This window comes from Metabacillus sp. 22489, from assembly GCF_052044855.1.
GTDB lineage: Bacteria > Bacillota > Bacilli > Bacillales > Bacillaceae > Metabacillus > Metabacillus niabensis.
This window is the reverse complement of the sequence record NZ_JBQENT010000044.1, coordinates 19,416-46,200: the sequence shown is the minus strand read 5'-3', so window position 1 is coordinate 46,200 and position 26,785 is coordinate 19,416. Positions and strand designations below refer to the sequence as shown.

Below are 26,785 nucleotides of genomic sequence, written 5' to 3'. Positions count from 1 at the left end.
CACTGCCAAACAAGTAGTGTAATGGAGTATTTCACACAAAAAAATAGAGAAAGGTGAATTTGAGTACCCTCAAATTCACCTTTCTCACTATTTAGAGCTAGTTATGTCCCAGCCTCTTTTCACTAATTAGTCCATTAATTTTAATTGCTGCTCGTCAATAATATATTTCCTGTCTGCCACCTCCCAGGTAAATCTGCGATCATGTGAGACGAAAATAATCGTACCTTCATATCCCTTTATAAATCTTTGCAATGCTTCAATCGCATGGATATCCAAAAAATTTGTCGGTTCGTCTAATAATAAAATATTATATTCTCCTAAAAACAGCTGACATAATTGTAAACGAATCGCTTCACCACCACTTAATGATTTCACACTTTTTTGTATATCAGTTCCGACAAACTGCATCGAATGCAAGACACTTCGTAAAAATCCTTCATCATAATCCGAGCGATTTTTCACGAATTGAAGAACTGTCTCGTTGCTCGTAAATTGGTAGCTCATTTGACGAAAATAGCCAATTTTTGCTTTTGGTGAAATGATTAAACCTGATAACTTATTTGCAATCTGGCAAAGTAACGTACTTTTCCCACTCCCATTTCTGCCCATTATCGCTATTTTTTCACCGAGTGGCAGCTGAAAGCTTACTTCATCTAATAATACTTTGTTCTCAACTTGAAGGGTAAATCGGTCTGCCATAATTGGAAACTTATTATGCAATTCCAGCCTTTTTGATTGATGGAAGATAATCGGTCGCTCCTCTTTTACAGCTTCAACTTCCTGAAGCTTTTCCATTCGTTGCTCAATAGCCTTCGCTGCACGCTGAATCGCTTTTTGACTCGTTCCTTTTGATTTTGTCATAAATGACTTATTTGGTTTGGCATTTGCCTCTCTTTTTGACATTTTTCCTGCCTGCGCTACTTTTTCGGCTTTTTTCATTTTTTCTTGTGCTGCCTTTTCGAGCCGGCCCTTTTCCTTCATAAACTGTTCATGCGCTTGGCTCTGTTGCTCCCGTTCTAGCTTCTTTTGAACCAAGTAATTGCTATAATTTCCTGAATATACACGCACCTTTCCATCATGAACCTCCCAAATTGTTGTTACGAGCTTATCTAATACAGCACGATCATGGCTAATTAAAATAAGCGCTCCATAATAATATTTTAGTTCATCAAGTAAAAACGAAATACCGTCTTGATCTAAGTGTGTTGTCGGCTCATCTATTAGTAACGCTTCGTTGTATTGTGTAAACAATTGAGCAAGCTTCATCCTTGTTTGTTCTCCACCGCTTAACTGATTAGAATCCATTGGCACACCTAATTTTCCTAGTAATGCTGGATCTGCTTCATAGTCTCTAGGAGCTTCAAGCTGCTCAAAGTAGCCATACTCTACGTGGCGATTAACCTTTCCATTTGTTGGTTTCACGATACCAGCCATTAGCTTTAATAACGTGCTTTTCCCAGCACCATTTTTCCCAACAATACCAATTCGGTCAAATTGATGGACAGCTAATCGTTCAATTTTTAAAATTTCTTTATCTAAATAAGTGATTTCAATATTTTCTAATTCAAAACATAATTGTTCCATTATTTGCTACCTCCCGAAATAATTAAATTCATTTCGTACCGATAGCGAATATCGATACGAGCATCATTTCATGCTTCATGCTCGTATCAAAAGAATAGTAAAAATTGCATAATCATTCCCTCCTCCTTTATTTTCATTACACAAAAAAATCACAGGTGATCTGCCTGTGATTTCAGAGTAAAGGGATATAAGTCCGTCCTTACTTGGCAAGAGCTAGTAAAATTAAGCCACCAAGTAACCTTCCTTTCATTCCATAAATATCAGTATGCTGCCTGCATAAAAAAAGAAAGGCAGACCCAATCCACCTTTCTAAATCATTCCTAATAGTACCTATCACTATAGCGATAGTAAAAAGAAATAATATCCTATTTCTTGCTAAATCAAGAAAATGACATGTATCTCTTATTTGTATGAAGATTATTAAAAAAGGACAGACTACTCCCGTTTACTCTGTTTATCCAAACAGAGCCTTTGACAATATTCAATTACTGGTTCAAAGCTGGGAATCGTAGTCTCATAGAATGTGTCATTTTTTAATAATCCTCCTTAAAAATGTAAATACATATTTTATTATAGATTCTCTATACAAAAAAGTCAAAATACATAAGGCTATTCCTATCCGCTATAGTACTAAAAAAACGACCTTCTTATTGAAGAATCGCATGCTGGAGATCGAAGGGAAATCTTTTATCGATCATTTGCTATCGTTAAAATCTGTTAACATTCTATCTATGCAGGAAAACCTTTTACATCTATCTCTTCCTTACTTCCTAATTCATTGTCCTTACAAAAGTTACACGATGAAAACCAGGAATAAAAAAATCCTTTTCGTATTTAACTAACTGAAACCCTATATGCTTATAAAAGATTATCGTAGCTTCATTTTCAGGATGACCCAATGTATATAGAATAACTTTCCTTTCACCCAATTTTTCAACCTGCATACAAATTGTCTCTATTAATGCCTTACCGATACCCTGTCGCTTAAAATCCCTTTTTACAACAACCCCAACGATTTCAAATAGGCCTGTTACTTCATCATATCGATACCCTGCATGACCAATGATTTGATTTGCTTCTGTATAGGCAACATAAAAACCGTTTGATTTACGATTAGATTTCAGCTTCAAAAAGTTACTCCAACGTGGAGGATATTTATCTATAATAAACGATGGAAACTGAAGAGGATGGTCTTCCATCAGTTTTTTAACTTCATCCTGGTCCTCGCTTACCAAAAGACGGATATTCATACTCCACCCCCATTTTTTCTGTAGACGAAAATTGACCACTACCTCTTCCAATCATACTCCATCAGATTGGCTGTCTGTATCGCTCTTTCTTCCCCTAATAACCTTTCAACAACATATAAGGACATATCAATACCAGCTGAAACCCCAGCAGAAAATACAAATTTCCCATTATCAACATAGCGAGCATCCAATAGCTCTGCAGACTTAGGTGCGACCTCTTTTAGTTCATTAAGGGCCAAACGATTTGTTGTCAGCTTTAAGCCGTCAATTAAATTCGTTTTTGCCAGGATCAATGCTCCTGTACAAACAGACAAGACAAGTTCTGCATCAATTGAGACTTGCTTTATCCAATTGAGGATTGATTCATTCTTCATTTCTTTTCTTGTACCCCATCCTCCAGGTATGATAACGATGTCTAGAGTCGGACAATTCTCAAAGGAAAACGCAGGATTTATACTAAGATTCCCTAAGGCAATGATAGGCTGTTGTTTTTCAGCAACTGTATAAACATTGAAATCCTTTCCTCTATTGCTCGCAGTTATAAATACTTCATATGGACCTGTAAAATCGAGAATTTCGACATTTTCAAAAATCAAAATCGCAACATTCCTGGAAGCTTTCTCATTACTCATCTAATCATCTCCCTAAAAATAATAAAAAAGCATTTGAACATTCAAATGCTTTGCCCAGGCGTACGACATTATAAATATGTATTCCCTCGTGGTTATCCACGTTACGCCAGTTATACATACCAGAAATTACCTATAAATATATCACAATTTTCAGAATAATACAATAAATTATTCACATAGTTTCTAAAAAAGCAACGGAAAGCTATGAGCAAAAAAAGCCCTAAAAATTGTCATAATATTTCTAACGAATTTAACAAAAAATAAATAGAAAACGATTGAAGGAGGTTCAATAAATGGGCAAAGATCGCCAAGAGAAAAAACTACGCGAAAGCAAACGTGTTGAGTCAGATCGTGACCAATCATTAAATTACCCAGGTGCAACTACTTTAGAAGGACCTGAAGCTGCACGTGAGCGAAATAAGTAAATGGAAAAAGGCTAGTCGAAATATTTGACTAGCCCTGTAGAAACATAAGCATGATTCTGTAATATTAAATAAATGCTACCAAATGGCAGCTAAAATTACATATCAAAAAATGGTTGGAACCATTCCTCCATCCATACGGATTGGAGCTCCCTTGAATGCAGACGCATATGGACTACATAAAAATGTAGCTAGTCTCCCTATTTCCAGCGGTTTAATAAATCGCTGTATTTCAGATTGAGGTAGATTATTTATCATAAACTGTCTTTCTTTTTCTGAAAAAGGCATATGATCATGATTGTAAATACCCTCAATAATTTGTTGCACATTTTCAGAAAGCGTTGGTCCAGGCATAATCGTATTGACTGTAACATCGGTTCCTTTTGTTAATTTTGATAAGCTTTTTGCCAATGATAAAAGCATCGATTTTGTCATACAATATTGAGGCATTTGTCCAGAAGGCATTACTGCTTCTTCACTTGCAATAAAGATAATGCGGCCATCATTATTTCCCAACATTTTAGTTAAATAATATTTGGATAATCCATTTGCAGCTAAAACGTTAGTACGGAAGTATTTTTCCCATATTTCATCGGTAACATCTTCATATTGCATAATTTCATATATTCCCATGTTATTAACTAAAATATCAACATTGGGAAATTTTTTTACTAATGCTTCTCGTTGTTCGGCATCAACAATATCAGCTGTAGCATTTTGAGGAGAAGTAGCTGGAAAAGCTGATTTAATTTCCTTTACAGTTTTTTCTACCTCTTCATAACTACGTCCATTTATAAGAACGTTAACTCCTTCTTTAGCCAGTTCTATAGCTATTGCTTTCCCTATTCCTTTTGAGGAACCTGTAACTAAGGCTGTTTTATTGTTTAATCCCATTTCCATCATATACTTCTCCTTTGCTTTCCTTTTCATTTAAGACGTTTTCACCTTATCGAATTTATAGTTGCATATTCATTTCTCCAATTCAAAGGGGTATTTCCTTCCCAACCTCGGAAGGCCCGATAGAACGAGCTCTGATCTTTATACCCTACAAGAAAAGCCACTTCTTTAATATCTAAAGATGGATTTGCTAAATACTCCCTTGCCTGTTCATGGCGGGCTTCTCTCAAAAGCTGTTTGAAGGTAGTTTGTTCGTCAGTTAGCCGGCGCTGTAAGGTACGTTCGCTCATTCCCAACTCACTTGCTACATGGTGTATTTCTAGTCGTTCTCCTGTTAAATTGCGTTTCAATATCCACTTAACTATCTCTGTTATAGAGTGACTTTGTCGCTGTTCTTCCAATGTTTGGTCTAGGACAGGCGTTAATATGTCCAGTAATTCAGCATTGTAAGAAGCAAATGGACGATCTAAATCTCTTCTATGCAATGTCAATCTGTTACACTTAGCACCCATTTGGATAGGACAGCCAAAGTAATCTTCAATTCCTTTTACTTGATTCATTGAATGTTTAAATTCTACTAATCTCGCTTTTAAAGGAATACCAGTACCTCGTCGCCCTAGCTCTAGTAAAAATGCAAGTGTAGTTCCAACAAGCAATGGTGGACCAGGTTGATCAGTATCAAGCCATTCCACTTCGATTGTACAAATTTCTCCTTCCTCCACCATTCGAATATTTTCAGGAGGACATATTTCTTTGTAACGAGACATTCTCTTTAGAGCATCCCTATAATCACGAGCATGGTAAGCTGCCAGTACTGACGGTGGATATTGAGCTGTTTCAAATACTATTGGAAGCTTAATGATCCCATCGTCCATGTCACCGATAATATCGGAATATGCTTGCCAAATTGCGAAATATTGCTCAGTAGTAACAACTGATTCAGTGATTACAGTAAGCGGCATTTTTGCTTTCCTAACCACATCTTGAGCCATAATTCCAAGTTGATACAGTCCCGCCCAAAATCCATCCGGTATTCTAATACGACTATGTGAAGTCATTTATTACACCCCTCTTATCATCAACACATTAACAGCTAGTTTTGTTAACGAGATAGTTATTTCATTTTACTTATATAATACAGTTCTGTAACTAGCATTAAACGACAATATGCTAGCAATAGACGTCAAACTATTAATGAGCTACTTTTATAAGATAACTTTTTAAAAAAAGAAGTATAACCTGAAAATATAGTTAGTTATTTGCATGAATCAATGACCTATTTTAACAACCATTTTCAATTCTGAATTTCTATTATATGAACATGGAACAAAAATACTAGCACCCTAGCGTTCCATGAAGGATAACTTAATTATTTCCATTCTTTCAGGTAGTGAAGTGAACTTATGACTTCTTCATTACTGCAAGAAAGTTTTACCATTATTCCCCCTTAATGATGAAAGAGAAGAAAAAGGTGACCATGATAGTAAAAGGAACCTTTAATACAGTAGCGTGAATTTTCAAAATCCTCTACAATGAAATCAGACACCTAATGTATACAACATACCAAAAAATTTTCTATTAAGAGAGGCGGTATGATTTAAAATGGAAACGGCTAAAAAGATTACTGTAGAAACAACAGTTCACATCCCAGTAGAAAAGGTATGGGAATATTGGACAGAGCCAGCACATATAAAAAAATGGAACAATGCTTCAGATGAGTGGCACACACCAGTAGCTGAGAATGATTTGAGAGCAGGAGGAAAATTTCTTTCAAGAATGGAAGCGAAAGATGGCAGTTTTGGGTTCGATTTTAGTGGAATCTACGATGAAGTGATTTTACATGAGGTTATTGCTTATACACTTGGTGATGGAAGAAAAGTTAAAATTACTTTTAAAGGTCTAGAAAACGGAACGGAAGTAATTGAAACCTTTGACGCTGAAACTTCCAATCCAATTGAGTTTCAACAACAAGGATGGCAGGCAATTCTAGATAATTTCAAAAAATACGCAGAGCAACCATCCATTTAAAAAGAGAGAAGATACTTCTAGTTACATTTTTATAAATCCAAAAAATAAATGGCAGTATTCATGATTATTCAATAACCATGAATACTGCTATTTTTTTAGTTCTTAGGTAGATGTCTGTAAACAAAACCTACTAACATCACACGCTCTTTACTATTGACTTATTACATTTTTGGAGCTTCCATACCATAATTTGCCCATTCTTCTTTAGAAGGGCCATAGATACCTGGAACTGTTAATCCTGCTTGTCGCATTAGAACGGTCATTTGTCCGCGATGGTGGCTTTGATGCTGAATCAAAAATAACAATAGTGATCCATTTGGAATTTTTTGACCTAAAAAGTCTATACATTCTTCTAAATCTTTATTGCTCCACCTAAGTTTTATTGACTGTATAAATGAATGGCTAGCTTGCAGGTAACTGTCTGCTATAAACTGAGCAGACTCTGGTACAGGCCAATCCTCTTTGGGAGCTTCAAAAGTTAAATTTGTATTAGATGCAATGATGCGAATAGAAGCAACTATGTGCCAAGCTATACGTCCTAACGTCCAATTCTGTGAGGTGATTTCCTGTTTAAGCGAGTCATCCGTTAAACTTTTGAGTAATTTATGAGTGACCCCTGATTCAAATTCCCAAGATTTTAAAAAATGGTCTATTGTTATAAACATAAAAAACCTCCTAAGTTTTTACTTAATCATTTCGCCAAATATTTCCTTTTCCCTTTAGATTATTTAAAAACACTAAAGTTTTATGATAACTTTTACCTCACCTATACTCCTTCCAGCAAAGAACTCTCGCATTTTCCATTTAAATTGAATAAATTAATTATATAATTAGGGCAGAAGGATTTTTTTATAAATTAAGCTCGGCTTTAATAAATGAAATAAAGTTTGTCGCTGTGGACAATGGCTCATCTTGCTTTCGCTTACAAAGCTTGATCGGATGTTTAATAAAAAGATCTTTGATATAAACCTTCCCCAGTTCTCCCTTAATTAGCTCATTTTCTACCGCAAGTGCAGGAACTAGCGCAGCACCATATCCTGCTTTTACTGCTTCAATTGATTCTTTCATCCCCTCAATTCCGATTTGAGAGAGAGGCATATCAATTCCGTTTGCGTTACATAACGAAAATAATTTTTTTCTCGTATAGCTCCCTTGTTCACGGAGTATGAACGGCTCTTTCATCATCTTTTCTAAAGAAATTTCTTTCCCATTATAATGATGATTGTGAGGTACAATGAAGATAAGCTCATCTTCTAGAAGTGTAAAATATTCAATCCCCTCTTCTTCCTTCGCCTCACCACAAATAAACGCCAATTGAACAGCATGGTCTTGCAGGCGTTGATAAGCTGTTTGCGAGCTTCCTTTAGAAAGCTGAACATCTACTATGGGATATGCTTTCTTAAATTTAACTAGCCATTTCGGAAGTACAGTGCTCCCAGGTAAATCCGTTGCACATATTTGCAGTTTACCTTTGACACCATTTCTTATATTCTGCATTTCTTCTTCAATTTTCGTTTCAAGTGTAAATAGCTGCTTTGAATAGACGGCAAGTATTTCCCCTGCTTCAGTTAATTGAATTGATCGTCCATTTGCAGTAATTAATTTCAAATCAATTTCCTTTTCAAGATTACGAATTTGAGCAGTTACAGCAGGTTGACTTATTAAAAGATTTTCTGCTGAGCGAGTGACACTCCCGCATTTTGCCACTTCAGCAAATATACGCAATGCATGTAGATTCATCGTTATCCCCTTTGATGTTATCAATTTTATTTACTTTATATAAATCACAAATAGGGTAGTTAAACAACAATAAAAATTGTAAAAAAACACTAAATTAAAAATGATAATTTAGTGAATTAGAAAACTTAAGCTATCTCATTTTTGAAATATAAATAATCTGACCTAGATGTTCAGAGTAATGTTCTAAACATCTTAACATGATTTCTACATTTGTTTGAGTTCTGTTTCCACTAAGAACTTGTGTCTTCAACATTTCTTCCTCTGTTAAAGCTTCAGCTACATTCATAAATCTTGAAAAGGATGTGTGTATAGTATTAATCAAGCTTTCCTTACGAACAAACAAATCACGTGAAAACTCAGCCTCTCGATTTCTCCAATCCTTCTCCTGCATGATCCCGACTTCAATTCTCTGATGAATATGACCAGATATATGAATAACTAAATTAGCTATACTATTACTTTTATTATTAGGCCTCCAATTCAAGTCTTCATCATTTAGTGAGGAAATTGTTTTGATCAATCGAAGTTCTAATTCAGCAAGTACAGCCCTAAAATGCTCTTTTATAAAATCATTCATTTTGTTTTACCTCCCACCTTTTCCTTTATTGTAAATTGCGCTGTAATGCCTTACTAATATATATTCATCTTTAATTCATCAATTTTTTTTATAAGTTTTAAGTTGCGCAAGTAATTGGATTTTGGTGAGTGTATGAATAAATCTGATTGTGTTCTTAAATTAAAATCTATAGAGCATCGATATTTACGACTTATACATCTGTTTTAATCCCCAGAATGCTATAGTTTAGATACACTAATTGACAAGCAAGTATTAGGAGCAGTTTACTTACCTCTTATGAAAGTTACTGATTATAGTTCAGAAACAAGATGTAATTCTTATAGAACCTGGGCAATGGGTATAAAATGTTGGTAAATCAAGATAATTTGCAAAGAACACAAATGATTCAATTCATTTGTGTTCTTTTTTGCTGTTATTCCACTAATTAATCATTAGCTCTTTTCTTTATAAGAAGATAGTATTTTAAAATGTACAGACCCCTCACCATTATTTTCTCTCAAGAAATTGTCCAAAAAGTTTATCATATACTGATGGCGTTCATTGGCGATCTTTATTGCTGCTGGGGTATTCATGCGATCCTTAAGTAATAAAAGCTTTTCAAAAAAATGATTAATCGTTGTTGTTCGTTGTGATTTATATTGTTCGGCTGTTTCATGCAGTTTCGGCTCAATAGCTGGGTTAAATAATTCCTGTCCCTTATATCCTCCATAAGCAAATGCCCTCGCAATCCCGATAGCACCAATCGCATCTAATCGATCGGCATCCTGTACGATTTGCCCTTCTAAGCTTTTCATTGGAGATTTTGTGCCTGCACCTTTGAATGAAAGATCTTTAATGATTTGGCAGACATGATCAATCACATCCTCTTCAGCCTGTTGTGATTCTAACCATTTTCTCGCCACTCTTGGTCCAACTGTCTCATCACCATTATTGAATTTCCAATCTGCAATATCATGAAGAAGGGAAGCGAGTTCTACTACTTCTTTATTGACTACTTCATTGGTTTCATTCATAATTTGAAGGCTATTCGAATAAACACGGTCAATATGCCACCAATCATGGCCCGACTCTTCTCCAAATAGTTTTCGCTTTACAAACTCCATAGTTTCTAACACAATATCCACTGTAATCCTCCTACCATTTTCCAAACATAATCGCGTTAATTATTTTATCCTAACATGAAAAATAGCCTTTTTTGCGTTGAATATCATTATTCCCTTTATCAATTCCGCTTTTCAGGCATGTACTTCAGCCATTTTTTTAGTTTATAGCTAATAAAAAGATACCCGACTATCGATATAGCAGATAATCCAACTGACAAATTCAAAATGAGATCATGAGAGGTATAGATACCCGCTACAATTCCTACAAATCCAAGCATAGTTAGGTGAAAGAATTGCTTTTTATTCGTTTCATATATTTTAAATTGAAATTGTCTTCTTTGTTCAATTTCCTTTAATCTTTCTAATTTTTCTGGAGCATTTAAAAATTCAGTAGCAGAATGAACGAATTTAAAAATCGGGTGTGATTGAAGCCAAGCCCAAACATAGGACCATTTACTATTCCCTTGTTTGTTCACCCATTCGATAAAAACAGGCTTACTTAACTCAATGGGATCTGCATCTGGTGCCAAATGACTGACAATCCCTTCTATCGTTACGAAAGATCTTCCTAAAAAGACAAATCTTGTTGGAACCTGAACAGGAAGTGCTTGAATCAAGTCGTTTATTTCCAATTTTAGTGCAATGAGGTCCATTTCCTTTAATTGCTCAGGTTGATAAGAGATAAATTCAGCAAATAACTGCTCGACTGTTTTCAAGTCTGCGTGGGGAAGCAAAAAGCCTAAATGTGACAGGCAGTCGACAGCTTTAGAATAATTTTTAGTTAAGACGCTTTCAATCAACCTTTGAAAATAAGTAGCATCCTTTTTAGTAATTTCTCCTATCATTCCAAAATCAAGCAAAATGATTTTTCCTTCCTTTGATACTAAAATGTTTCCTGTATGCGGGTCTGCATGGAAAATTCCTGGCTCAAGCCATTGGGGAAGAAAGACTTTTATTAGCTTTTTAGCCAGTTCCTCCCTAGTCACATCTATTTGAGCTAATCCGTTTATATCAGTAAGTCGAATCCCTTTTACCCATTCCATGACAAGGACATTTGCTGTACTAAGTTCCCGGTAAACTGATGGAATCTTTACGTCATCCATATCCTTAAATCGTTCCTTAAATAGCATAATGGTTTGAAGTTCTTTTGAATAGTCAAGTTCCTGCTCAATTACTTGTTTTAGTTCTTGAAACAACACTTTGAAATTGATAAACCCTTTTGGAATTGGAACAAGATAATCCATAAACCAAATAATGATTTTTAAAATACGAAAGTCTGTTTCAATAATCGAATCAATATTTGGACGCTTTACTTTAATGGCAACCTCTCTTCCATCTATTAAAACTCCTTTATATACCTCTCCAATGGACGCAGAGGCAATTGCGGTATTTTCAATGACAAGAAAGTGTTGATAGGGATCGCCCCATTCCTTCTTAAGAATTTCGTATATTTCCTTCCAATCAGAGGGAGGAACCTGGTCAGTAAGATCTTCTATTTGACGTATAAAAGCTGCAGGCAGCAAATCACTACGAGTACTTAAAATCTGTCCAATTTTAATGAGCAAACCTTCAAGCTCAAACAGTGTTTTACGAAATCGTTCTCCTATTTCTCCCCAAAGTTTTTCCCACTCTTTTTTAGGCTTTCTTCGAATCTTAAACCAATAAATTTTAAGGAATAAAACAAAAGCCATCGATAGTACTTTCCATATCCGAACAAGCTTACTTTTTGTTTTCATTTTCATCCCCCATATTATTGTTAAATGCTAATAAAAAAGCCTGTTACTAAAAGGCATAATAATCCCCTTAGTGACAGGCTCCTCCGAATCGATTCCATTTTGGTATTTAATTACTTTTATATTAGCATACCTCCATTTATTTTCTTACTGTTTTTTTGTTAAATTGCACTTCCCTGCTCATTATATAGAAACCTTTTAAGCTCCTTATTCGTATATAGCTTATAGGGTTATTGAAGCTAGTGTCATGTTCCACTTACATATCAAGTAGATAACCGGTTAAATTTGAAAACAAGAGTAGAAGTTTTGTCAAAAAGAGAGGGAATCATTTTGAAAAAATATGCTGAATTTAAACTTAACATAAAACCATTTGATGCTGCCTTAAAAATAACGGAGGATAGTAAATTAAAAGATTTAATTGTCTTTTACGATTATAAAGTAACAGGAAAAGATGATGAACAAATTTGTATTTTTGTCCTCGAGAAATATTTCTTAAGAACTTCAAGTACTGCTTCTTTAACTGTTACGATAGATAATTTTGACGGTGAGACAGTGATGAAATGCATCTCGACAGGAAATGGTGAAGGGATATTTGATATTGGCTGGGGATCTGGAAAGAGCTTTATCAATTCAGTTAGAACTCCGTTAATCCCTAATATTAAAGAAGAAGCACTATAGAAGGTAAAGGATAGATGACCAGGGAAAACACGCTGGTTTTATCTATCCTTTTTCTTTTTAATCATTATTGCTATCTATATTTTCATAACACTATAGCTTAGTTAAATCATCGTTTAACTTTCTTGCTTGATTTTTGAAGTATAGATAGAAAGCAAACCAGAACAAAGCATAGACAACAATCGAGATTACGAGCGTTAACAGGATACTTTTTATCGTATATGGAATCCAGCCAATTGCTAAAGCTAAGATGAAGTACAGCATCATAACCGTGAAAAAGTGAAGGATCGTCTGTTGATGAAGCTTGAATTTATGATTCTCAAAATATAACGGACCTACTGTAAAGAACCAGCCACAAAAAATACTACCTAGGGAATTTTTCAAGAATAAGTTACCATCGATTGTTTCAAAGTTTCCGAACAGAATATTCAAGTTGGTAAATAATACAGCAATAAAGCCTCCAAACAAAATACCTATTAAACTGCGTAAAATAAATTTTTTCATTCAGTTTTCCTCCTATTTAATTTCAAAGCCTCTTTTATTGTAGGGACATATGTGCGCGATACATATTCCTTATCCCCAGATTTAAAGTAAACACAGAGCGTACCATTGAAGGATGCTTCAAAACGACTCAGTTCATGGAGATTGGCAATGACTGATTTAGACAATCGGATAAATTTAGACGGTAGCAGTGCTTCTAACTCATAAAGCTTCTCTTTCAACATATATGAACTCGTACTAGTCACCGCGATTACTTGGTCTTTTTCAGTATGAATATAATGAATTTCATCCGGCTTTAGAATATATTGCATTTCTCCCTTTTTCCCAACTAAAAATTCAATTTTCTCCGCTTTTATGCCGTTTATAAAATTGATGATTCCTTGGACATTCTCATCTAACTGAGCAGTCTCAATTGTAATCTTCGTCTCCTTAATTGCTTTATCAACATTCAAGTATAATTTCAAGTTTCAGACACCTCTTTTCATTTAAAAGTATAGTCGTTCTAATTATAGATGTCTGCTAGTTAAAACAGCCTCCTTTCCTTGCTTCTACTGAAATTGTATGTGATTGTATATTTAAGATCGCTGAAATTCAGGTAAGTGGTAGGAGGCTTGAGGTAACATGCAGGAAATAATTTATGAAATGCATACGGATTTGGTTTCTTTATAAAAAAACCGGCAAAATACGTATGCCGGTAAAAATGCTGAATGAGGCTAAATATAAACTAATGAAGGCAGACAGCATATTCTCTTCTCTTTGAATAGCAGTTAGGGAAGCTAAAATCATAAGCATTAAACATCTAAATGAAAGGGAATACCTATACTAGATGCTTGTTTCCCACCTCTAATTCCCCAATTATCAAGGGTAGGCTCATGAATAGTTGTAATGATAGAATTTGTACTTATTGATAATGATTGGGATAATATCTCGGCAAATTCATTAAGTAATCTTTCTTTCGTTTCCATTTTTCGACCAGGAAACATTAAAATTTCAACAAAATTCTTCCCATCCTTCTGGCATAAACCAATTTGCTGAATCAATTTCTAAAAAAGTGACAGGTCCATCTTGTTTCGGCACTTTTAATATCGTTTGCAACTTATCTCTTAATCTATGTGCAATAACTTTCTTATCAATATCCTGTCTACTTTTCATATAAACCTTAACTAAAGGCATCGAACCACTCCAATTTTTTATGATTATTATTACTGTAATTTCAATATTTCTCCAAACAATCCTTCAACATAATAAAAAACGCCTCTTGTTAGTAGTAGAAACTCAATAAAATATTAATAGTGTAATTTGAAATGAAGTTTGAGCGTTTAAAACAAAGTTCGATTATTTATAAAAAAGATTTATCAATAACTTTCTAAGATTGTATAATGTATTTTGGAATGAAAAAACACAATTCGGTTGGTAGTCCGAATGCATTAAAAAATTTAATGTCAGTAACCTTCCCCTCCTCGGGATGTCCATCATTCTAGTTTAAATTGAGGAGGGACCTATAATGAAACTAACCATATATTATGATGGTCAATTTTATATAGGGCTTATAGAAATTGTGTCTGAAAATAAACTTAAAGCCTACCGTTATATTTTCGGTAAAGAACCAAAGGATCAAGAAGTATTAGATTTTGTTAACAGACATTTAATAAGATTGATTGAATCTAAAGAACAAATAGGGATAACTATCCAACAGAAAACACAAAAGAAACTCAACCCTAAAAGAATGCAAAGAAAAGTATCAAAAGAATTAAAGCAATTCTCTGTTTCTTCTAAAGCACAAGAAGCCATCAAGGCTGAATATGAACAACGAAAGAAAGAAAAATCAGCTGAAAATAAACAGCTAGGGGAAGAAAAAAAGGCGTATATTAGAAATGCCAAGGTTCAAAAAGCTAAAAATAAACATAAAGGTAGGTAACATAATTTCTATTTTTACAGACAACATTAGTTGTCTGTTTTTTCTATAGTTTCCAATAAATAGTTTTTAGACAAAATAGCAGCATAAAAGCTTTAAGTGGTGAACATTTTTTTCAACACTAAAGGTACAGTTTAGTTGAATAAACATAAAAAAGAACACAAATGATCGGTATCATTTGTGTTCTTGGAATTTATCCTAAACGGTCACCTTTTTTTACTTTTTGCTGAGGTTCTATTAGAACAACACCTTGTTCTGCATAAACTCCCATAACTAATACCTCTGAACTAAAATCAGCAACTTTCATAGGAGGAAAGTTAACAACTCCTAATACTTGCTTTCCAATTAACTCATCTAAACTATAACAATCTGTTATTTGTGCACTACTTTGTTTAATCCCTATTTCATTTCCAAAGTCTACCCACAGTTTATATGCTGGTTTTCGTGCTTTAGGGAACTTTTCTGCTCTGATAATTTCTCCAACACGCATATCTAGTTTTTGAAAATCGTCGAATGTTGCCATTGTAATGCCTCCTAACATTTCTCTGTTGGTTGTGGGGATAAGGAATGATTTTGTTCTTCCTTGCTATCATTAATAACGATTAACACTCCAAAGATAATTAATATAGAACCGATCCAAAAGGTTATACTAATCGTTTCTCCAAGTATTAACCATCCTAATAATGTCCCAAAAACAGGTTGAAAGAAAAAGAAAACTCCACCACTCGAGGCATTTAGCATTTGTAATCCACGATTCCATAATAGAAATGCAGTGGATGTAGAAATGACGCCTAAATAAATTAATCCTCCCCAAATTGTAGGCTTGGCTAATTCATTCATTTCAATTTGTGGTAATTTCGTTATAACAAAAGGAGTTAAAACAACAACCGCAATTAAAGTAGCGTAGGTAGTTACAACAATTTGTGAATATTCACTAGGCAAGCGTTTTATTAGTACAGACATTAACGCCCATGTTAATGCAGCAATAATAAGCGATATTCCTCCTAGTGTACTAGACATATCTATATTATCAATTCCAACTATAGTAATAACACCGATAGTTGCTAAACTAACTGAAATAGCTTTCTTAAAAGTCAGACTTTCTTTAAGGATTACACTGGCGAAAAGAACCATGAACGCTGGTGTTGTAGAGGTAATAATCGCTCCCATTTGTGCAGAAGAAAGCATTGTACCTGTTTCCTGAGTAACAATTGAGATCACATACCCAATAATTGCAATAGCAATTATTAAGCCAAAGTGCTGTTTTTTAATTTTCCAATTTTGTTTTGTCACAATTCCAATGATGACTAACGCAATAAATGCTATTAGATACCGCATCCACACAAGCTCTAATGGTGGTATGACTGCCACTAATATTTTAACGACAACATACATACCTCCCCAAATGCTTGAAGCTAGTATTAAGAATAATGAACCAATAAGTGTATTTTTCATGTTTTTACCCTCCGTTTTTAATTAGGCTAGTGATGCCCTAACGGAGAGAAGTATCTATTTAAAATCTCTCTCCATTATGAGCAGGAGAGTGCTACTGGTACATCATTTTCAAATAAAGGTGCTAAAAACATAATATCAACTCCTTATAATAGTCAATAATAATAAAATGATAACAGACATCAATAATAAATCAACCTGATATAATAAGAGATATTAGTATCTTTAACACCATTTCTGATACTATCAAGTGTTGAAAGTTACGAAGAGTTTCAAAATGTTAATTTTGGATTCCTTATCCCTTATGTTAAGCAGAATCTATTAGAATCAGGTTCTGGTTAAGTAGGAAGATTTCTACACAATTTGAATTATTATAGTTTTTTGGGGATAATAACCCCAATTTAATTTATTTTTGTAAATTGCTTTTTTCTGTTTGCATCATCTAATTACGATGAAACATTCGAAGATTGCTGTATTAGAGGAATTGAAGAAGAAACGGGATATATTGCCGAAATTATAGAAAAAATTAAGGTTAAAAAATGAACTTACAGACATCTAAATTTATCCGCTGAAGCCCATTATCTTTTAGTAAACATTTAGGCGGGAAAAGAAATTTTCAAGACCCTGATACTATTTATGATATTGGTTGGAAAATTAGACATACAAAACAAACGTGGTTTTCTATTGTTGCAACTATGAGCTGGTTAAATTTAAAACTCATCAAATTATTTTTGTAAATAATTGCACTTTCACAACACGGGTAGCTTATGTTCATAACTTTATTATACTAAATAGATATTTAATCAAAAAAATAACCGTTATTTTGATCGAACGTTTTTCAAAATAACGGTTTTTTATTTGCTGTTTTTTAGGGGAAAAGGGATATCTAAGATCGACCATTATTTTAAAGCTACAAATAGTTCATATATTTAATAAACCTAACCCTGTGAAACCTGTCGTAAAAAGTGTTTAACATCCACTTACTTTCAGTACTCTCTAAGCCTTTTTAGTTCATTCTTCAAGTAATTTATTGTTTCTACTCGCTCTTGTCCTTCTTGATCATCATATAGAAGCTGTTCAATGAACTCCCATATATCTTCAAGCCTTCTGCGCTTCTGATAGAAGCTTAGTGCATCATCATTGATAGCATAATTCTTGTGGGCTTTCTGGTAAATTTCCATAAACTCTTCGAAATATGGCTTCTCCACAAGGAACATCAAATCAGCTTCAACGGGAGCAAGCTTAAGGCCTTCCCAATCAATTAACATCAATTGTTCGGATTTTATTAAATTCCAATAGTGTAAGTCCGTATGACATAAAGCCATTTTTAAGTCACTTGCCTTCAAAAGCTTTGATAACTGTTCAACTTTAAAGATAGCTTCCTTTAATTGCTCGTTATAGTTGTCGATTAACTTTTTGACATCATGTGATAAATGGCTTCTCCCTTCGTTCAAAACATACCGTAGCTGTTCCAAAAACGGAACCGAAAAGTCCTCTTTTAACAATGGCTTATCCAAAACTACTTCCTCACCATAGTGGTGAAGCTCAACAATCATTTGTGTAAGCTGTTGAATTTGCTCCTTTGTTAAGTCTTGATCACCGATGGTCTCTCCATTTATATAATCGTACAGTAAATAAATATTTTCCTCGTCTTCACATTTAAAATTTCCGTTTTTAGTTATATATAGGATAGGGATTTTTCCGCTTAGCCTGCTATTTTCATTTAACCAAACTAAAATCGGTGCATACTGCTCAATGAGAGAAGCCCATTTTCGTGTGGATGCTCTGCTTTTTTCATATACTTTCAAAAAATATTTTTTAGTTCCATCAGAAACCTCATAGGCAAGAGCTGCCCAACCACCTTGCTGCTTTTTTATGTCAATCATATTGATTCCATAATAAAAGCTCAATATGTACTTGTATGCGTCCACAAGCTTTCACTTCCTTAGAATGATCATTTAGGCACCATTCACACAATTTACAACCAGTAAATATTCTTCAAAACGAAATTCCCCTTTTACTTTTATAATCGTGTCTGGTTTACTTCCGTCATTTTAGGAAATATATTAATCGGACACATACCAATCATTTTTCATGACATCATAAAAAGAAATGATACTATCCACTTCTCCATTTATTAATCGCTTATATACTTTATCGATTGGAAAAATTCTCGTATCACCGTCTTGAAGATGAATGATTTCACCATCACCGAATACATCCTCTTTAACCCAGGAAAGCTTAGGATTAATATATTTTATTATGAGCTCACCTAAATAGCTTCCCCAGATTAAAGACATTGAATAAATTTGATTTTTTGAAGGCTTATCTTTTGTATTTTTTAAATCATTTGAATAATAATTTAGTATTGCTTCTAAATCCTTTACATCCTTTTCTGAATAGGTAAAGACTACATCAAAGGAATTCGCATATTCAATTGCTTTTTTCCCCATACTCTGTAAATATTCTTCGATCGCCTCGTTCATCGTATTTCCCATATACCTCTTTTCTATTTTTTATGATTTACACATATGCTCATATTGGTGTCCGCTTATTACCATATTAGCGACTTTTTTATATCCTAATCTAGAATATAACTTCTTTGCTTTTGGATTGGCAATATCCACATTCAGCCCAATCGTACGGTATCCCTTCTGAATCGCTATTCGGCCCATTTCCTCAAGTAAAATGGAACCAATCCCCATTCCGCGGTATTTCTGATTTACGACGATTGAATCGATATACCATTCGTTTGGGAATGCCTCTCTATCAACAAATAGCTTTTCGTTCGGATCATAGCCATATTTTATTAGGACTTTCTTAAACGGTTCATCAATAATCAACTCATCTGCTGCTGGATAGCCAAAAATAATGCCAGCTATTTCACCATTTAATTCATATATTAGGCCACGTTTATACCCATATCGATAGGTAGGATCACAAACTGCCTCTGCGACCATTTCAATTAATTTGTCCTTTGAAATTTTCTTAAGAAGCGACAATTCCATATCCTCAAATATTTCCCATAAAAGGGTAGCAATCTCCTTCCCATCTTTTTGTGTAGCAAATCTAATCATCTGTATCCCACTTTCTATTTTATTTTTTTAAACTATAATAGTCTTTAAGCATTAACACTTCATTCAACAGTTAAAGTATAAACCTTCTAGTCATCCTAAGGTCAAACAAGAAAGATAAAGTTATGGAGAGAATCGGAATGAATTGGAAAATAAATGAGGTTGCAAATTTATATGATATAAGTTCACATACATTGCGCTATTACGAAGAAATTGATTTAGTTGTGCCTATGCGAGGAAATAATAACTATCGCATTTACACAGAAGAACATTTACAAAAATTAAATATTATTCGCGACTTAAGAAAATTGAATATGTCATTAGAACAAATTAAAGATTATTTAGAAAATCGTACAGTAGATAAAACGATAAACCTTCTAAAAACACAAAATGACTTTATTGAAAAGGAATTAAAGGACTTGCAGGAAAAACAAAATAGAATCTCTGAGAGAATCGAATTGTTTGCACATACTGATCAAATTAAGGAAGGTGAAATAACATTAGTTGAGTATCCTGATAGGTATGTCATTGCAAGCCTTGAAAAAGATATCGAAAGCTCACATGTAGACGTCTCTTTAAAAGAGCTTTATAAAAAATATGAAAGTAAACTACCTTACTTAGATCAAAATGTTTTCGGAAGCTTTCTCTATTTCAACGATACACATGGTAATTTCCCGTTAAAGCACCGTGTATTTTATTTTATTGAAAAATCAATCTCACAGACGCTAACCATCCCTAAAGGAACATATGCAACGATATGTTATAAAGGGAATTATACGAAAACACAAAGGTATTTAATGAAACTAAAGGAGTATATCGAAAAAAACAGATATGCCAGTGAAGGTGATTTTCTTGCAACATATATCATTGATTTTCACGAAACGATAAAGGTTGATGAGTATGTAACAAGAATAGAAGTAAAAGTTAGAGGTATCTAAATCAGATTGTAAAATTCATTTGCTTTATTTGGTATAAACAAACAATCTAAGTTCGTCTTCCTAGTTTAATTTCTAAATAATAAAGAACACTTCATTTACAAAATCTCGATCAAAACGAAGTGTTCTTTACTAGATGCATCCTTTTAAACCCTTCCCATTCGGTGTTCAAAATCTCACGTAAGTTTTTCACTATTATTATTTGTAATGTAGACGTAAAAGAGGCCTGTCAATGATTGAGTAAGCAAAAAGATTGGTAAAGAATACAATAATTTATAATTATTTTGATACGTTAGGATATTAAGTAGAGTAAATATCCATTGAACCGTAAGACCGATAATAGTCCAGGCAGTAATATAATAGATAAACGTTATTTTATTTATCCGCAGCACGTGATAAAAATACATAAAAAAATACCCAAATGGTGCAAATGAGGCATAATAGATTACGTCAAATAGCTCATAATGATTCGTATCATTCTGCTTGTAAAAGTCTAGGAAGCCTCCACCAATTGTAAAATCAAACAGCATACCAGTTGTTAAACCTGCCAGTACACTGATACAAGCGATTTCTCTGCTGAGTTTTTTCGGTAAAAAAAACATTAAGGAGTAACCAATAAGATTAAAAATAATTAACGATATTTCATTTAGACTAAAGTCGCCAATCCACACCATTTATTTTTTCACTCCTTTTAACACGAATGAGCTGTAGCAATATAGTACAAAATAGCCAAACAAGTGTAAGAGAACGTAGTATAGATAATCGTAAAACAAATTCCATTGATGGAAAGAGACAACATTAAATTCCAGTAAAACAATCTTTATTAAAATTAAAACAAAGGAAGATATGAGGATTGCGACAGCTTTCTTCACCACTGTTGAATTTCTTGAAACACTATTGATGCCAATTAAGATTATCATTGGAGTAATAAAGGTACGATGAATAATATATGCTGAATAATTTAGCGGAGCTGTTGAATAAGTAATCACTTTAAGTTCCTCATTCGTTATCCAGCTTCGGTTAATATCTACGATTAACAAGCAAAAAAGGAGTGCGGAATTTTCCAGCTTAGAATATGGTTTCTTCATCGCATAAAATATCGAAATACCTAGCCAAGCTATATATACAATGATCGAAAATGCCATCGTCAGTCCACCTCTATTTTTTCATCAATATATTTATTGTTTGAATAAATAAGGGGATTTATGCATAATCAGGAATAGATTTCAGCAAATTATCGTTCGTTCTTTAACATCTTTAAGCTACTAATAAAAAATATCTTACTCCCTCTTTCAGTACCTGTAAGCATCATTGGAAATTTATCCAATATTTTATAATATTAAGTGAGAAAATCTCCATCTCTAAATTTTTCATTTATTGACAACATATAAGCATTTGGTTATATTGAAACTATATATTTGAATAGTTCTCCTAAAGGGGAGTAGCTTTTACAACAGAGTCGTCATTTCGGAATTTTTTCTTCCCGGCTTTGTTGGCAACAAACTTGTTGTTAGCAAGACCTTTACCTTGTCTGGTGAAGGTCTTTTATTGTTTATTTGAGCCTTTACCTTGTCTGGTAAAGGCTTTTTGTATTTCAAAAACCTCACTCAGACATATATGAACTTTCATTATTGATAAGACTATTTCGTAAATGGAGTTGATGTGGATATAAGTTCAAAACCCGAAATTCAGGTCAATATTGGATAAACTAAAATTATCATTTAAGGGGGTTTTATAATTGGAATTAACAATTTTATTAGAATATGGATGGGTATTGGTTCTATTAGTTGCACTTGAAGGATTGCTAGCAGCTGATAATGCACTCGTTTTAGCGATTATGGTAAAGCATCTTCCTGAAAAAGAAAGAAAAAGAGCTCTCTTTTACGGATTAGCCGGAGCTTTTATTTTCCGTTTCGCTTCATTATTCATTATTTCTTTCCTTGTAGATGTTTGGCAAGTTCAGGCAATTGGAGCATTATACCTTCTATTCATCGCAATTAACCATATCGTGAGGAAGCTAGTCTTTAAAAAGAAAGATGATACCGAAGAAAAGGAGAAGAAAAAATCAGGTTTCTGGGGTACTGTAATAAAAGTTGAACTAGCTGATATCGCTTTTGCAGTTGACTCTATTCTTGCTGCAGTAGCCTTAGCAATGACACTTCCAAATACACCGCTCCCGGAAATAGGAGGAATGGATGGAGGGAAATTCCTCGTCATCTTTATCGGTGGATTAATTGGATTAATCATTATGCGTTTCGCAGCTAACCTCTTTGTAAAATTACTACAATCAAGACCAGGCCTAGAAATAGCTGCTTTTGCTATTGTTGGATGGGTAGGTGTTAAGCTTGCAGTATTGACTTTAGGACACCCAGATATCGGCATTATATCCTACGAATTTGCACATTCTAAGGAATGGAAATTAATCTTCTACGGCGTATTAATTCTTATTGCAGCAATTGGCTGGTTCATGTCGAAAGATAAAAAGGAACAAACAGCAGAATAACTTTTCAGGATTGGAATTGAAAGGAAGGGAAACTCCCTTCCTGTTTTATTTTTTACCTAGTCCAATAAACATTTTTGTTGAAACAAAAAGCGGAATTGCACTAATACTTAATAAAGTGAAGTCAATGATGAATCTCATCCATAACCATTTCAATTAAATTTGACGCAGGCATTGATAGTTCATTTTCTTTTCTAGTACAAAGTGAAATCGGGTTCTTCATTTCAATCTCATCTACATGAACCTTTGCAACCTCACCTCGAGAAATATAATCTTTAACCTCTAGTGAGGAAACAAACGTAACCCCATATCCCTCCATAACAGCTCTAATCGTTTCATTTAATCCATTAATTTGTAAGCCTACTGTAGGCAGTTCGACGTTTTTTATTTTACATAACGAAACGAGCTTCTCTCTTGCAGAGCTGCCTTCTTCGCGAAAGACAAATGGCTCACGCACAGTTTCTGTTAAGGAAACCTTTTTCGAAGCAAACTTATGGTCTTTATGTACAACAAACCACATTTCGTCCTCAAACAATTCCATCCTGTTGATGAATGGATGAAATTCTCTTCTTCCACCAATAAATGCAATTTCTGCTTCATAATTGATTAATTGATCAATGGCTTTGCTCGAATTAGTCGTTGTTAGTTCGATTTCAACATCTGGGTATCTTTGTTTGTACTTCGCTAACCATTTCGGCAATAGAAAATTTGCTGGAAGATAGGTTGCACCGATGCGCAATTTTCCAATATGCCCCTTTTTATATTGTTCAATATAGTGTTCAATTTCCGCTTCTAGAGAAAATAACCTTCTCGTTTGCTTTGCAAGCTGGATACCCGCTTCAGTTAATAAAATCCCTCTCCCCTTTGGAGCTAATAAGACCAAACCAATCTCAGCCTCCATTTTTTTGATTTGTGCTGTTACTGCAGGCTGGCTTATATTTAGCTCTTCTGCAGCACGAGTTACATTTCCTTTTTCAGCGACGATATGAAAGAGTCTTAAAGCATGAAGATTCATTGTTTCCCCTCAATTCATAAATAATAATTATTAATAGCTAATAAATATATATTAGATTTATTGAAAAGTCTCTTTTATTCTAAGATTACGATCATTAATTCGCAATCTATTTTATGAATTGAGAGGTGAATGGGACTAGATCCCTAATAGTGATGAAATTTGTCTGTATTGATTGTGGGAAAGAATTATCATCGAGTGAGTTTTTCTATCATTGTACATGTGGAGGGCTTCTTGATATCATTCATGACTTCCGAGGATATGATGCTGAATATTTGAAGCGATTATTTAAGAAACGACTTTCTGAACGCATGACCCCTTATGCAAGTGGCGTATGGAGATACAAGGAATTAATTTTCCCTGAGCTTTCTGACGAGCATATTGTTACAAAATATGAAGGAAATACAGGGTTATATGCTTCAGAATTAATCGAGAAATTTACTGGGCTAAAGAGGGTTTTCGTAAAGGCGCAAAGTGAGAACCCAAGTGGTTCATTTAAGGATAATGGGATGACTGTTGCTGTGTCTCACGGTAAATCATTAGGCTATGAAAAATTCACCTGTACTTCGACAGGAAATACGTCATCGTCTTTAGCGATGTATGCTTCAATTGCTAATGCAAATTCTTATGTTTTTGTTCCAGATAAAGATATTTCAATGAATAAAGTTCTTCAAACATTAGCTTATGGTGCAAACGTATTTAGTTTTTCAGGGACATATGATGATGGTATTCAATTTTTAGAGAAGCATAGTAATGAGCTTGGATTATACGTATGTAATTCGATCAATCCATTTCGAATCGAGGGACAAAAAAGCATCATTTATGAAATCGCCCAATATTTAGACTGGGAACTACCTGAGTGGATTATTGTTCCAGGCGGAGCTTTAAGCAACGCTACAGCATTAGGGAAAGGATTATATGATTTATATTCACTTGGATTAATCAATAAGATACCAAGAGTGGCAATCGTTCAAGCAAAGGGAGCAAGCCCATTTCATAAAATGGTTAACGAGGAAAAAAAGGAACTAACTCCTGAGCCCTTTCCAAAAACTCGAGCTTCTGCGTTAAATATCGGGAATCCACCAAGCTGGAAAAAGGCACTACAAACGCTAAAGCAAACAGATGGAATCACCATTTCGGTCACAGATGAAGAAATTCTTGATGCGAAGGCGATCGTTGATAAGAGTGGAATTGGCTGTGAACCTGCTTCAGCAGCGACAATCGCGGGGCTGCGTCATCTGGTGTCAAAGCAGATAATTGATAAAGAGGAATCCGCATTATGTATTCTAACAGGAAATCTTTTAAAGGATACTGATAATTTAAGGTATTATCATCTGGAAAATAATCCTTGTACATCATTTAAAAATACAATACAATATTCAAATCTAACACTTTACAATATTAGTAAAAAAATCATAGGGGAAAATACATGATAAACGGATCATTTTTTGCTCTATTTGAGTGAATGCAGGTGAAAGTATGAGAGAGAAATTAGCAAATGTCAGCCCGATTACGTGGAATATTCTAATCGGAACTTTGTTTGGCAGAATCGCTACATCGATGAGTATTCCGTTTTTAGCGATTTATTTAACATCAGTAAAAAATGTATCCCCAGGGACTACTGGCGCGATTATCGCGATTAGCTCCTTAGTTGGGATCGGCTCAAGCTTTTTTGGTGGGTATTTGTCAGATAGGTGGGGGAGAAAAATAATCCTCCTCCTATCGATTTTTGCTTGGGCTCTCGTTTTTATAGGATTTGCGTTTATCGATACAGTTGCCGGCTTCTTTATCCTTAATGCGTTAAATGGCTTATGCCGTTCAATATTTGAGCCTACATCGAGAGCTGTTCTATCAGATTTAACAGATGAAAAAAATCGGTTAGTCATATTTAACCTTCGCTATACTGCGATAAACATTGGTGTTACGTTTGGACCATTAATTGGCCTAAAACTCGGCTCTGCAGCGACAACAACACCGTTTTTGCTAGCAGCGATTACGTACATTATTTACGGAATATCTTTAATTTACACGCTATCCAAAAGTGAACTATCAACAAGCTCTAACGGAAAGAATCAAGTACAGCTTAAGGATGCCTTTTTTATTATTAGGAAAGATTCGATCTTTCTCTTAGCGATAGTAGGACTCATTTTAAGCATTACTGGTTACTCACAATTAACATCAACATTACCACAGTACTTTTCGATTTCACCTGACTTTAAAAATGGCGTAGACTTATTTTCATACCTCCTTTCTTTAAATGCCATTACCGTGATTTTATTACAATATCCATTAATAAATATCGGGAAAAAATATTCACCACTAGTGTCGATCATTATTGGAAATATCGTCTTAAGCATAAGCTTAATCGGCTTTGCCATTATAACGAACCTTCCTTTCCTTATTGTGATGATCGTGCTGTTTACAATCGGAGAAATTCTTATGTTTTCTATGACAGACATTCTGATTGATAATATTGCCAAAGACGAGCTAAAGGGAACATATTTTGGAGCAATGGGCTTCACACAATTAGGAAGTGTTTTTGGACCGTGGATCGGCGGAGTATTGCTAGACCATTTCGGCGCAAATCAACCAATATATTTATTTGGATCCTTATTTTTCGTTACAATTTTAGGAGTACCGTTCCTATTGTTTGCCAGCTATTTAACTAAATCAAAGCTTATGAAGCAAAAAACAAGCGTTCAAAGAGTTTCATAAAATGATGGAATAGCAGTTCTATTCCAAAGATTAAAAGCCA

32 protein-coding genes and 1 riboswitch are annotated in these 26,785 nt (G+C 34.2%); of the genes, 9 read left to right on the top strand and 23 right to left on the bottom strand.

Features of this window, described 5'->3' with window-relative positions:
• Positions 1-126: 126 nt before the first annotated feature.
• The 4 genes from ACTJJ9_RS20830 to ACTJJ9_RS20815 all read right to left on the bottom strand — a co-directional run bounded on the left by ACTJJ9_RS20830 (position 127) and on the right by ACTJJ9_RS20815 (position 3,466).
• The gene (locus tag ACTJJ9_RS20830; protein WP_145583580.1) at positions 127-1,584 is read right to left on the bottom strand and encodes an Msr family ABC-F type ribosomal protection protein; all 1,458 of its coding nucleotides are present in this window, start codon (positions 1,582-1,584) and stop codon (positions 127-129) included.
• A gap of 485 nt (positions 1,585-2,069) precedes the next feature.
• Positions 2,070-2,114, bottom strand: a complete 45-nt coding sequence (locus tag ACTJJ9_RS20825; RefSeq protein ID WP_121128006.1) for an erythromycin resistance leader peptide — start codon at positions 2,112-2,114, stop codon at positions 2,070-2,072.
• Positions 2,115-2,354: 240 nt separating this feature from the next.
• Positions 2,355-2,834: a GNAT family N-acetyltransferase gene (locus tag ACTJJ9_RS20820; protein ID WP_145583578.1), complete on the bottom strand. Its 480-nt coding sequence runs from the start codon at positions 2,832-2,834 to the stop codon at positions 2,355-2,357.
• A 38-nt stretch (positions 2,835-2,872) separates the two neighbouring features.
• A complete protein-coding gene (locus ACTJJ9_RS20815) occupies positions 2,873-3,466 on the bottom strand; it encodes a DJ-1/PfpI family protein (protein ID WP_145583576.1) in 594 nt (197 codons plus the stop codon).
• Between the two features lie 45 nt (positions 3,467-3,511).
• A riboswitch (ZMP/ZTP riboswitch) is annotated at positions 3,512-3,590 on the bottom strand.
• A gap of 169 nt (positions 3,591-3,759) precedes the next feature.
• Between ACTJJ9_RS20815 and ACTJJ9_RS20810 the strand changes: the two genes are divergently transcribed.
• A complete protein-coding gene (locus tag ACTJJ9_RS20810) occupies positions 3,760-3,891 on the top strand; it encodes a YpzI family protein (RefSeq protein ID WP_095301844.1) in 132 nt (43 codons plus the stop codon).
• A gap of 102 nt (positions 3,892-3,993) precedes the next feature.
• Here the strand turns inward: ACTJJ9_RS20810 and ACTJJ9_RS20805 are convergent, their stop codons facing one another.
• Both ACTJJ9_RS20805 and ACTJJ9_RS20800 read right to left on the bottom strand, forming a co-directional pair.
• The gene (locus tag ACTJJ9_RS20805) at positions 3,994-4,788 is read right to left on the bottom strand and encodes an SDR family oxidoreductase (protein WP_145583574.1); all 795 of its coding nucleotides are present in this window, start codon (positions 4,786-4,788) and stop codon (positions 3,994-3,996) included.
• Positions 4,789-4,829: 41 nt separating this feature from the next.
• Positions 4,830-5,843 carry a helix-turn-helix domain-containing protein gene (locus tag ACTJJ9_RS20800; protein WP_440768854.1) on the bottom strand — a complete coding sequence of 338 codons (1,014 nt, stop codon included), beginning with the start codon at positions 5,841-5,843 and terminating at the stop codon, positions 4,830-4,832.
• 544 nt (positions 5,844-6,387) lie between these two features.
• On the opposite strand from ACTJJ9_RS20800, the gene ACTJJ9_RS20795 reads away from it, so the two are divergent.
• Entirely contained in the window at positions 6,388-6,813 is a 426-nt protein-coding gene (locus ACTJJ9_RS20795; protein WP_145583570.1) for an SRPBCC family protein, read from the top strand.
• Between the two features lie 161 nt (positions 6,814-6,974).
• On the opposite strand, the gene ACTJJ9_RS20790 is transcribed toward ACTJJ9_RS20795, so the two are convergent.
• The 5 genes from ACTJJ9_RS20790 to ACTJJ9_RS20770 all read right to left on the bottom strand — a co-directional run bounded on the left by ACTJJ9_RS20790 (position 6,975) and on the right by ACTJJ9_RS20770 (position 11,969).
• Entirely contained in the window at positions 6,975-7,478 is a 504-nt protein-coding gene (locus tag ACTJJ9_RS20790; RefSeq protein ID WP_145583567.1) for a DinB family protein, read from the bottom strand.
• Positions 7,479-7,662: 184 nt separating this feature from the next.
• A complete protein-coding gene (locus ACTJJ9_RS20785; protein ID WP_145583565.1) occupies positions 7,663-8,553 on the bottom strand; it encodes a LysR family transcriptional regulator in 891 nt (296 codons plus the stop codon).
• A gap of 130 nt (positions 8,554-8,683) precedes the next feature.
• A complete protein-coding gene (locus ACTJJ9_RS20780; RefSeq protein WP_145583562.1) occupies positions 8,684-9,130 on the bottom strand; it encodes a DUF1572 family protein in 447 nt (148 codons plus the stop codon).
• A gap of 431 nt (positions 9,131-9,561) precedes the next feature.
• Positions 9,562-10,254, bottom strand: a complete 693-nt coding sequence (locus tag ACTJJ9_RS20775; protein WP_145583560.1) for an HD domain-containing protein — start codon at positions 10,252-10,254, stop codon at positions 9,562-9,564.
• A gap of 98 nt (positions 10,255-10,352) precedes the next feature.
• Positions 10,353-11,969 (bottom strand): AarF/UbiB family protein, encoded by a 1,617-nt coding sequence (locus ACTJJ9_RS20770; RefSeq protein ID WP_145583558.1) that lies wholly within the window; start codon positions 11,967-11,969, stop codon positions 10,353-10,355.
• Positions 11,970-12,272: 303 nt separating this feature from the next.
• On the opposite strand from ACTJJ9_RS20770, the gene ACTJJ9_RS20765 reads away from it, so the two are divergent.
• Positions 12,273-12,644, top strand: coding sequence for a DUF6054 family protein (locus tag ACTJJ9_RS20765; RefSeq protein WP_095301853.1), 372 nt, complete (start codon positions 12,273-12,275; stop codon positions 12,642-12,644).
• A gap of 90 nt (positions 12,645-12,734) precedes the next feature.
• On the opposite strand, the gene ACTJJ9_RS20760 is transcribed toward ACTJJ9_RS20765, so the two are convergent.
• The 4 genes from ACTJJ9_RS20760 to ACTJJ9_RS20745 form a co-directional block, all read right to left on the bottom strand.
• Entirely contained in the window at positions 12,735-13,145 is a 411-nt protein-coding gene (locus ACTJJ9_RS20760) for a DUF3021 domain-containing protein (protein ID WP_145583555.1), read from the bottom strand.
• The gene (locus ACTJJ9_RS20755; RefSeq protein ID WP_145583553.1) at positions 13,142-13,606 is read right to left on the bottom strand and encodes a LytTR family DNA-binding domain-containing protein; all 465 of its coding nucleotides are present in this window, start codon (positions 13,604-13,606) and stop codon (positions 13,142-13,144) included. The genes ACTJJ9_RS20760 and ACTJJ9_RS20755 overlap by 4 nt, the downstream gene beginning before the upstream one ends.
• A gap of 327 nt (positions 13,607-13,933) precedes the next feature.
• Positions 13,934-14,107, bottom strand: coding sequence for a 4-oxalocrotonate tautomerase (locus tag ACTJJ9_RS20750; protein WP_186324266.1), 174 nt, complete (start codon positions 14,105-14,107; stop codon positions 13,934-13,936).
• A 25-nt stretch (positions 14,108-14,132) separates the two neighbouring features.
• Positions 14,133-14,315 (bottom strand): hypothetical protein, encoded by a 183-nt coding sequence (locus ACTJJ9_RS20745; RefSeq protein ID WP_145583550.1) that lies wholly within the window; start codon positions 14,313-14,315, stop codon positions 14,133-14,135.
• Between the two features lie 331 nt (positions 14,316-14,646).
• Here ACTJJ9_RS20745 and ACTJJ9_RS20740 point away from each other — a divergent pair, with 331 nt between their 5' ends.
• Complete coding sequence (locus ACTJJ9_RS20740; protein WP_186324265.1) at positions 14,647-15,060, top strand: YjdF family protein; 414 nt, start codon at positions 14,647-14,649, stop codon at positions 15,058-15,060.
• A 190-nt stretch (positions 15,061-15,250) separates the two neighbouring features.
• Here ACTJJ9_RS20740 and ACTJJ9_RS20735 read toward each other — a convergent pair whose 3' ends face one another.
• A complete protein-coding gene (locus ACTJJ9_RS20735) occupies positions 15,251-15,580 on the bottom strand; it encodes a tRNA-binding protein (protein ID WP_095301857.1) in 330 nt (109 codons plus the stop codon).
• A gap of 11 nt (positions 15,581-15,591) precedes the next feature.
• Entirely contained in the window at positions 15,592-16,512 is a 921-nt protein-coding gene (locus tag ACTJJ9_RS20730; protein ID WP_145583548.1) for an EamA family transporter, read from the bottom strand.
• A gap of 405 nt (positions 16,513-16,917) precedes the next feature.
• Here ACTJJ9_RS20730 and ACTJJ9_RS20725 point away from each other — a divergent pair, with 405 nt between their 5' ends.
• A complete protein-coding gene (locus ACTJJ9_RS20725; protein WP_370877253.1) occupies positions 16,918-17,052 on the top strand; it encodes an NUDIX domain-containing protein in 135 nt (44 codons plus the stop codon).
• 443 nt (positions 17,053-17,495) lie between these two features.
• On the opposite strand, the gene ACTJJ9_RS20720 is transcribed toward ACTJJ9_RS20725, so the two are convergent.
• The 3 genes from ACTJJ9_RS20720 to ACTJJ9_RS20710 form a co-directional block, all read right to left on the bottom strand.
• Positions 17,496-18,440, bottom strand: coding sequence for an aminoglycoside phosphotransferase family protein (locus ACTJJ9_RS20720; RefSeq protein WP_145583546.1), 945 nt, complete (start codon positions 18,438-18,440; stop codon positions 17,496-17,498).
• Between the two features lie 135 nt (positions 18,441-18,575).
• Positions 18,576-19,007: a hypothetical protein gene (locus tag ACTJJ9_RS20715; RefSeq protein ID WP_440768853.1), complete on the bottom strand. Its 432-nt coding sequence runs from the start codon at positions 19,005-19,007 to the stop codon at positions 18,576-18,578.
• Between the two features lie 18 nt (positions 19,008-19,025).
• Positions 19,026-19,586, bottom strand: a complete 561-nt coding sequence (locus tag ACTJJ9_RS20710) for a GNAT family N-acetyltransferase (RefSeq protein ID WP_145583541.1) — start codon at positions 19,584-19,586, stop codon at positions 19,026-19,028.
• A gap of 137 nt (positions 19,587-19,723) precedes the next feature.
• Between ACTJJ9_RS20710 and ACTJJ9_RS20705 the strand changes: the two genes are divergently transcribed.
• Positions 19,724-20,521 (top strand): MerR family transcriptional regulator, encoded by a 798-nt coding sequence (locus tag ACTJJ9_RS20705; protein ID WP_186324264.1) that lies wholly within the window; start codon positions 19,724-19,726, stop codon positions 20,519-20,521.
• Between the two features lie 173 nt (positions 20,522-20,694).
• On the opposite strand, the gene ACTJJ9_RS20700 is transcribed toward ACTJJ9_RS20705, so the two are convergent.
• Both ACTJJ9_RS20700 and ACTJJ9_RS20695 read right to left on the bottom strand, forming a co-directional pair.
• Positions 20,695-21,192 (bottom strand): hypothetical protein, encoded by a 498-nt coding sequence (locus ACTJJ9_RS20700; protein ID WP_255451973.1) that lies wholly within the window; start codon positions 21,190-21,192, stop codon positions 20,695-20,697.
• A complete protein-coding gene (locus ACTJJ9_RS20695) occupies positions 21,193-21,663 on the bottom strand; it encodes a hypothetical protein (protein WP_145583537.1) in 471 nt (156 codons plus the stop codon). It lies immediately after the preceding gene.
• 593 nt (positions 21,664-22,256) lie between these two features.
• Between ACTJJ9_RS20695 and ACTJJ9_RS20690 the strand changes: the two genes are divergently transcribed.
• Positions 22,257-23,021, top strand: a complete 765-nt coding sequence (locus ACTJJ9_RS20690; RefSeq protein ID WP_145583535.1) for a TerC family protein — start codon at positions 22,257-22,259, stop codon at positions 23,019-23,021.
• 121 nt (positions 23,022-23,142) lie between these two features.
• On the opposite strand, the gene ACTJJ9_RS20685 is transcribed toward ACTJJ9_RS20690, so the two are convergent.
• Complete coding sequence (locus ACTJJ9_RS20685; protein WP_145583533.1) at positions 23,143-24,033, bottom strand: LysR family transcriptional regulator; 891 nt, start codon at positions 24,031-24,033, stop codon at positions 23,143-23,145.
• Between the two features lie 152 nt (positions 24,034-24,185).
• Here ACTJJ9_RS20685 and thrC point away from each other — a divergent pair, with 152 nt between their 5' ends.
• Complete coding sequence (gene thrC, locus ACTJJ9_RS20680; RefSeq protein ID WP_145583582.1) at positions 24,186-25,463, top strand: threonine synthase; 1,278 nt, start codon at positions 24,186-24,188, stop codon at positions 25,461-25,463.
• A gap of 46 nt (positions 25,464-25,509) precedes the next feature.
• On the top strand, positions 25,510-26,745 hold the full coding sequence (locus tag ACTJJ9_RS20675; RefSeq protein ID WP_145583531.1) for an MDR family MFS transporter: 1,236 nt from the start codon (positions 25,510-25,512) through the stop codon (positions 26,743-26,745).
• Positions 26,746-26,785 lie beyond the last annotated feature (40 nt).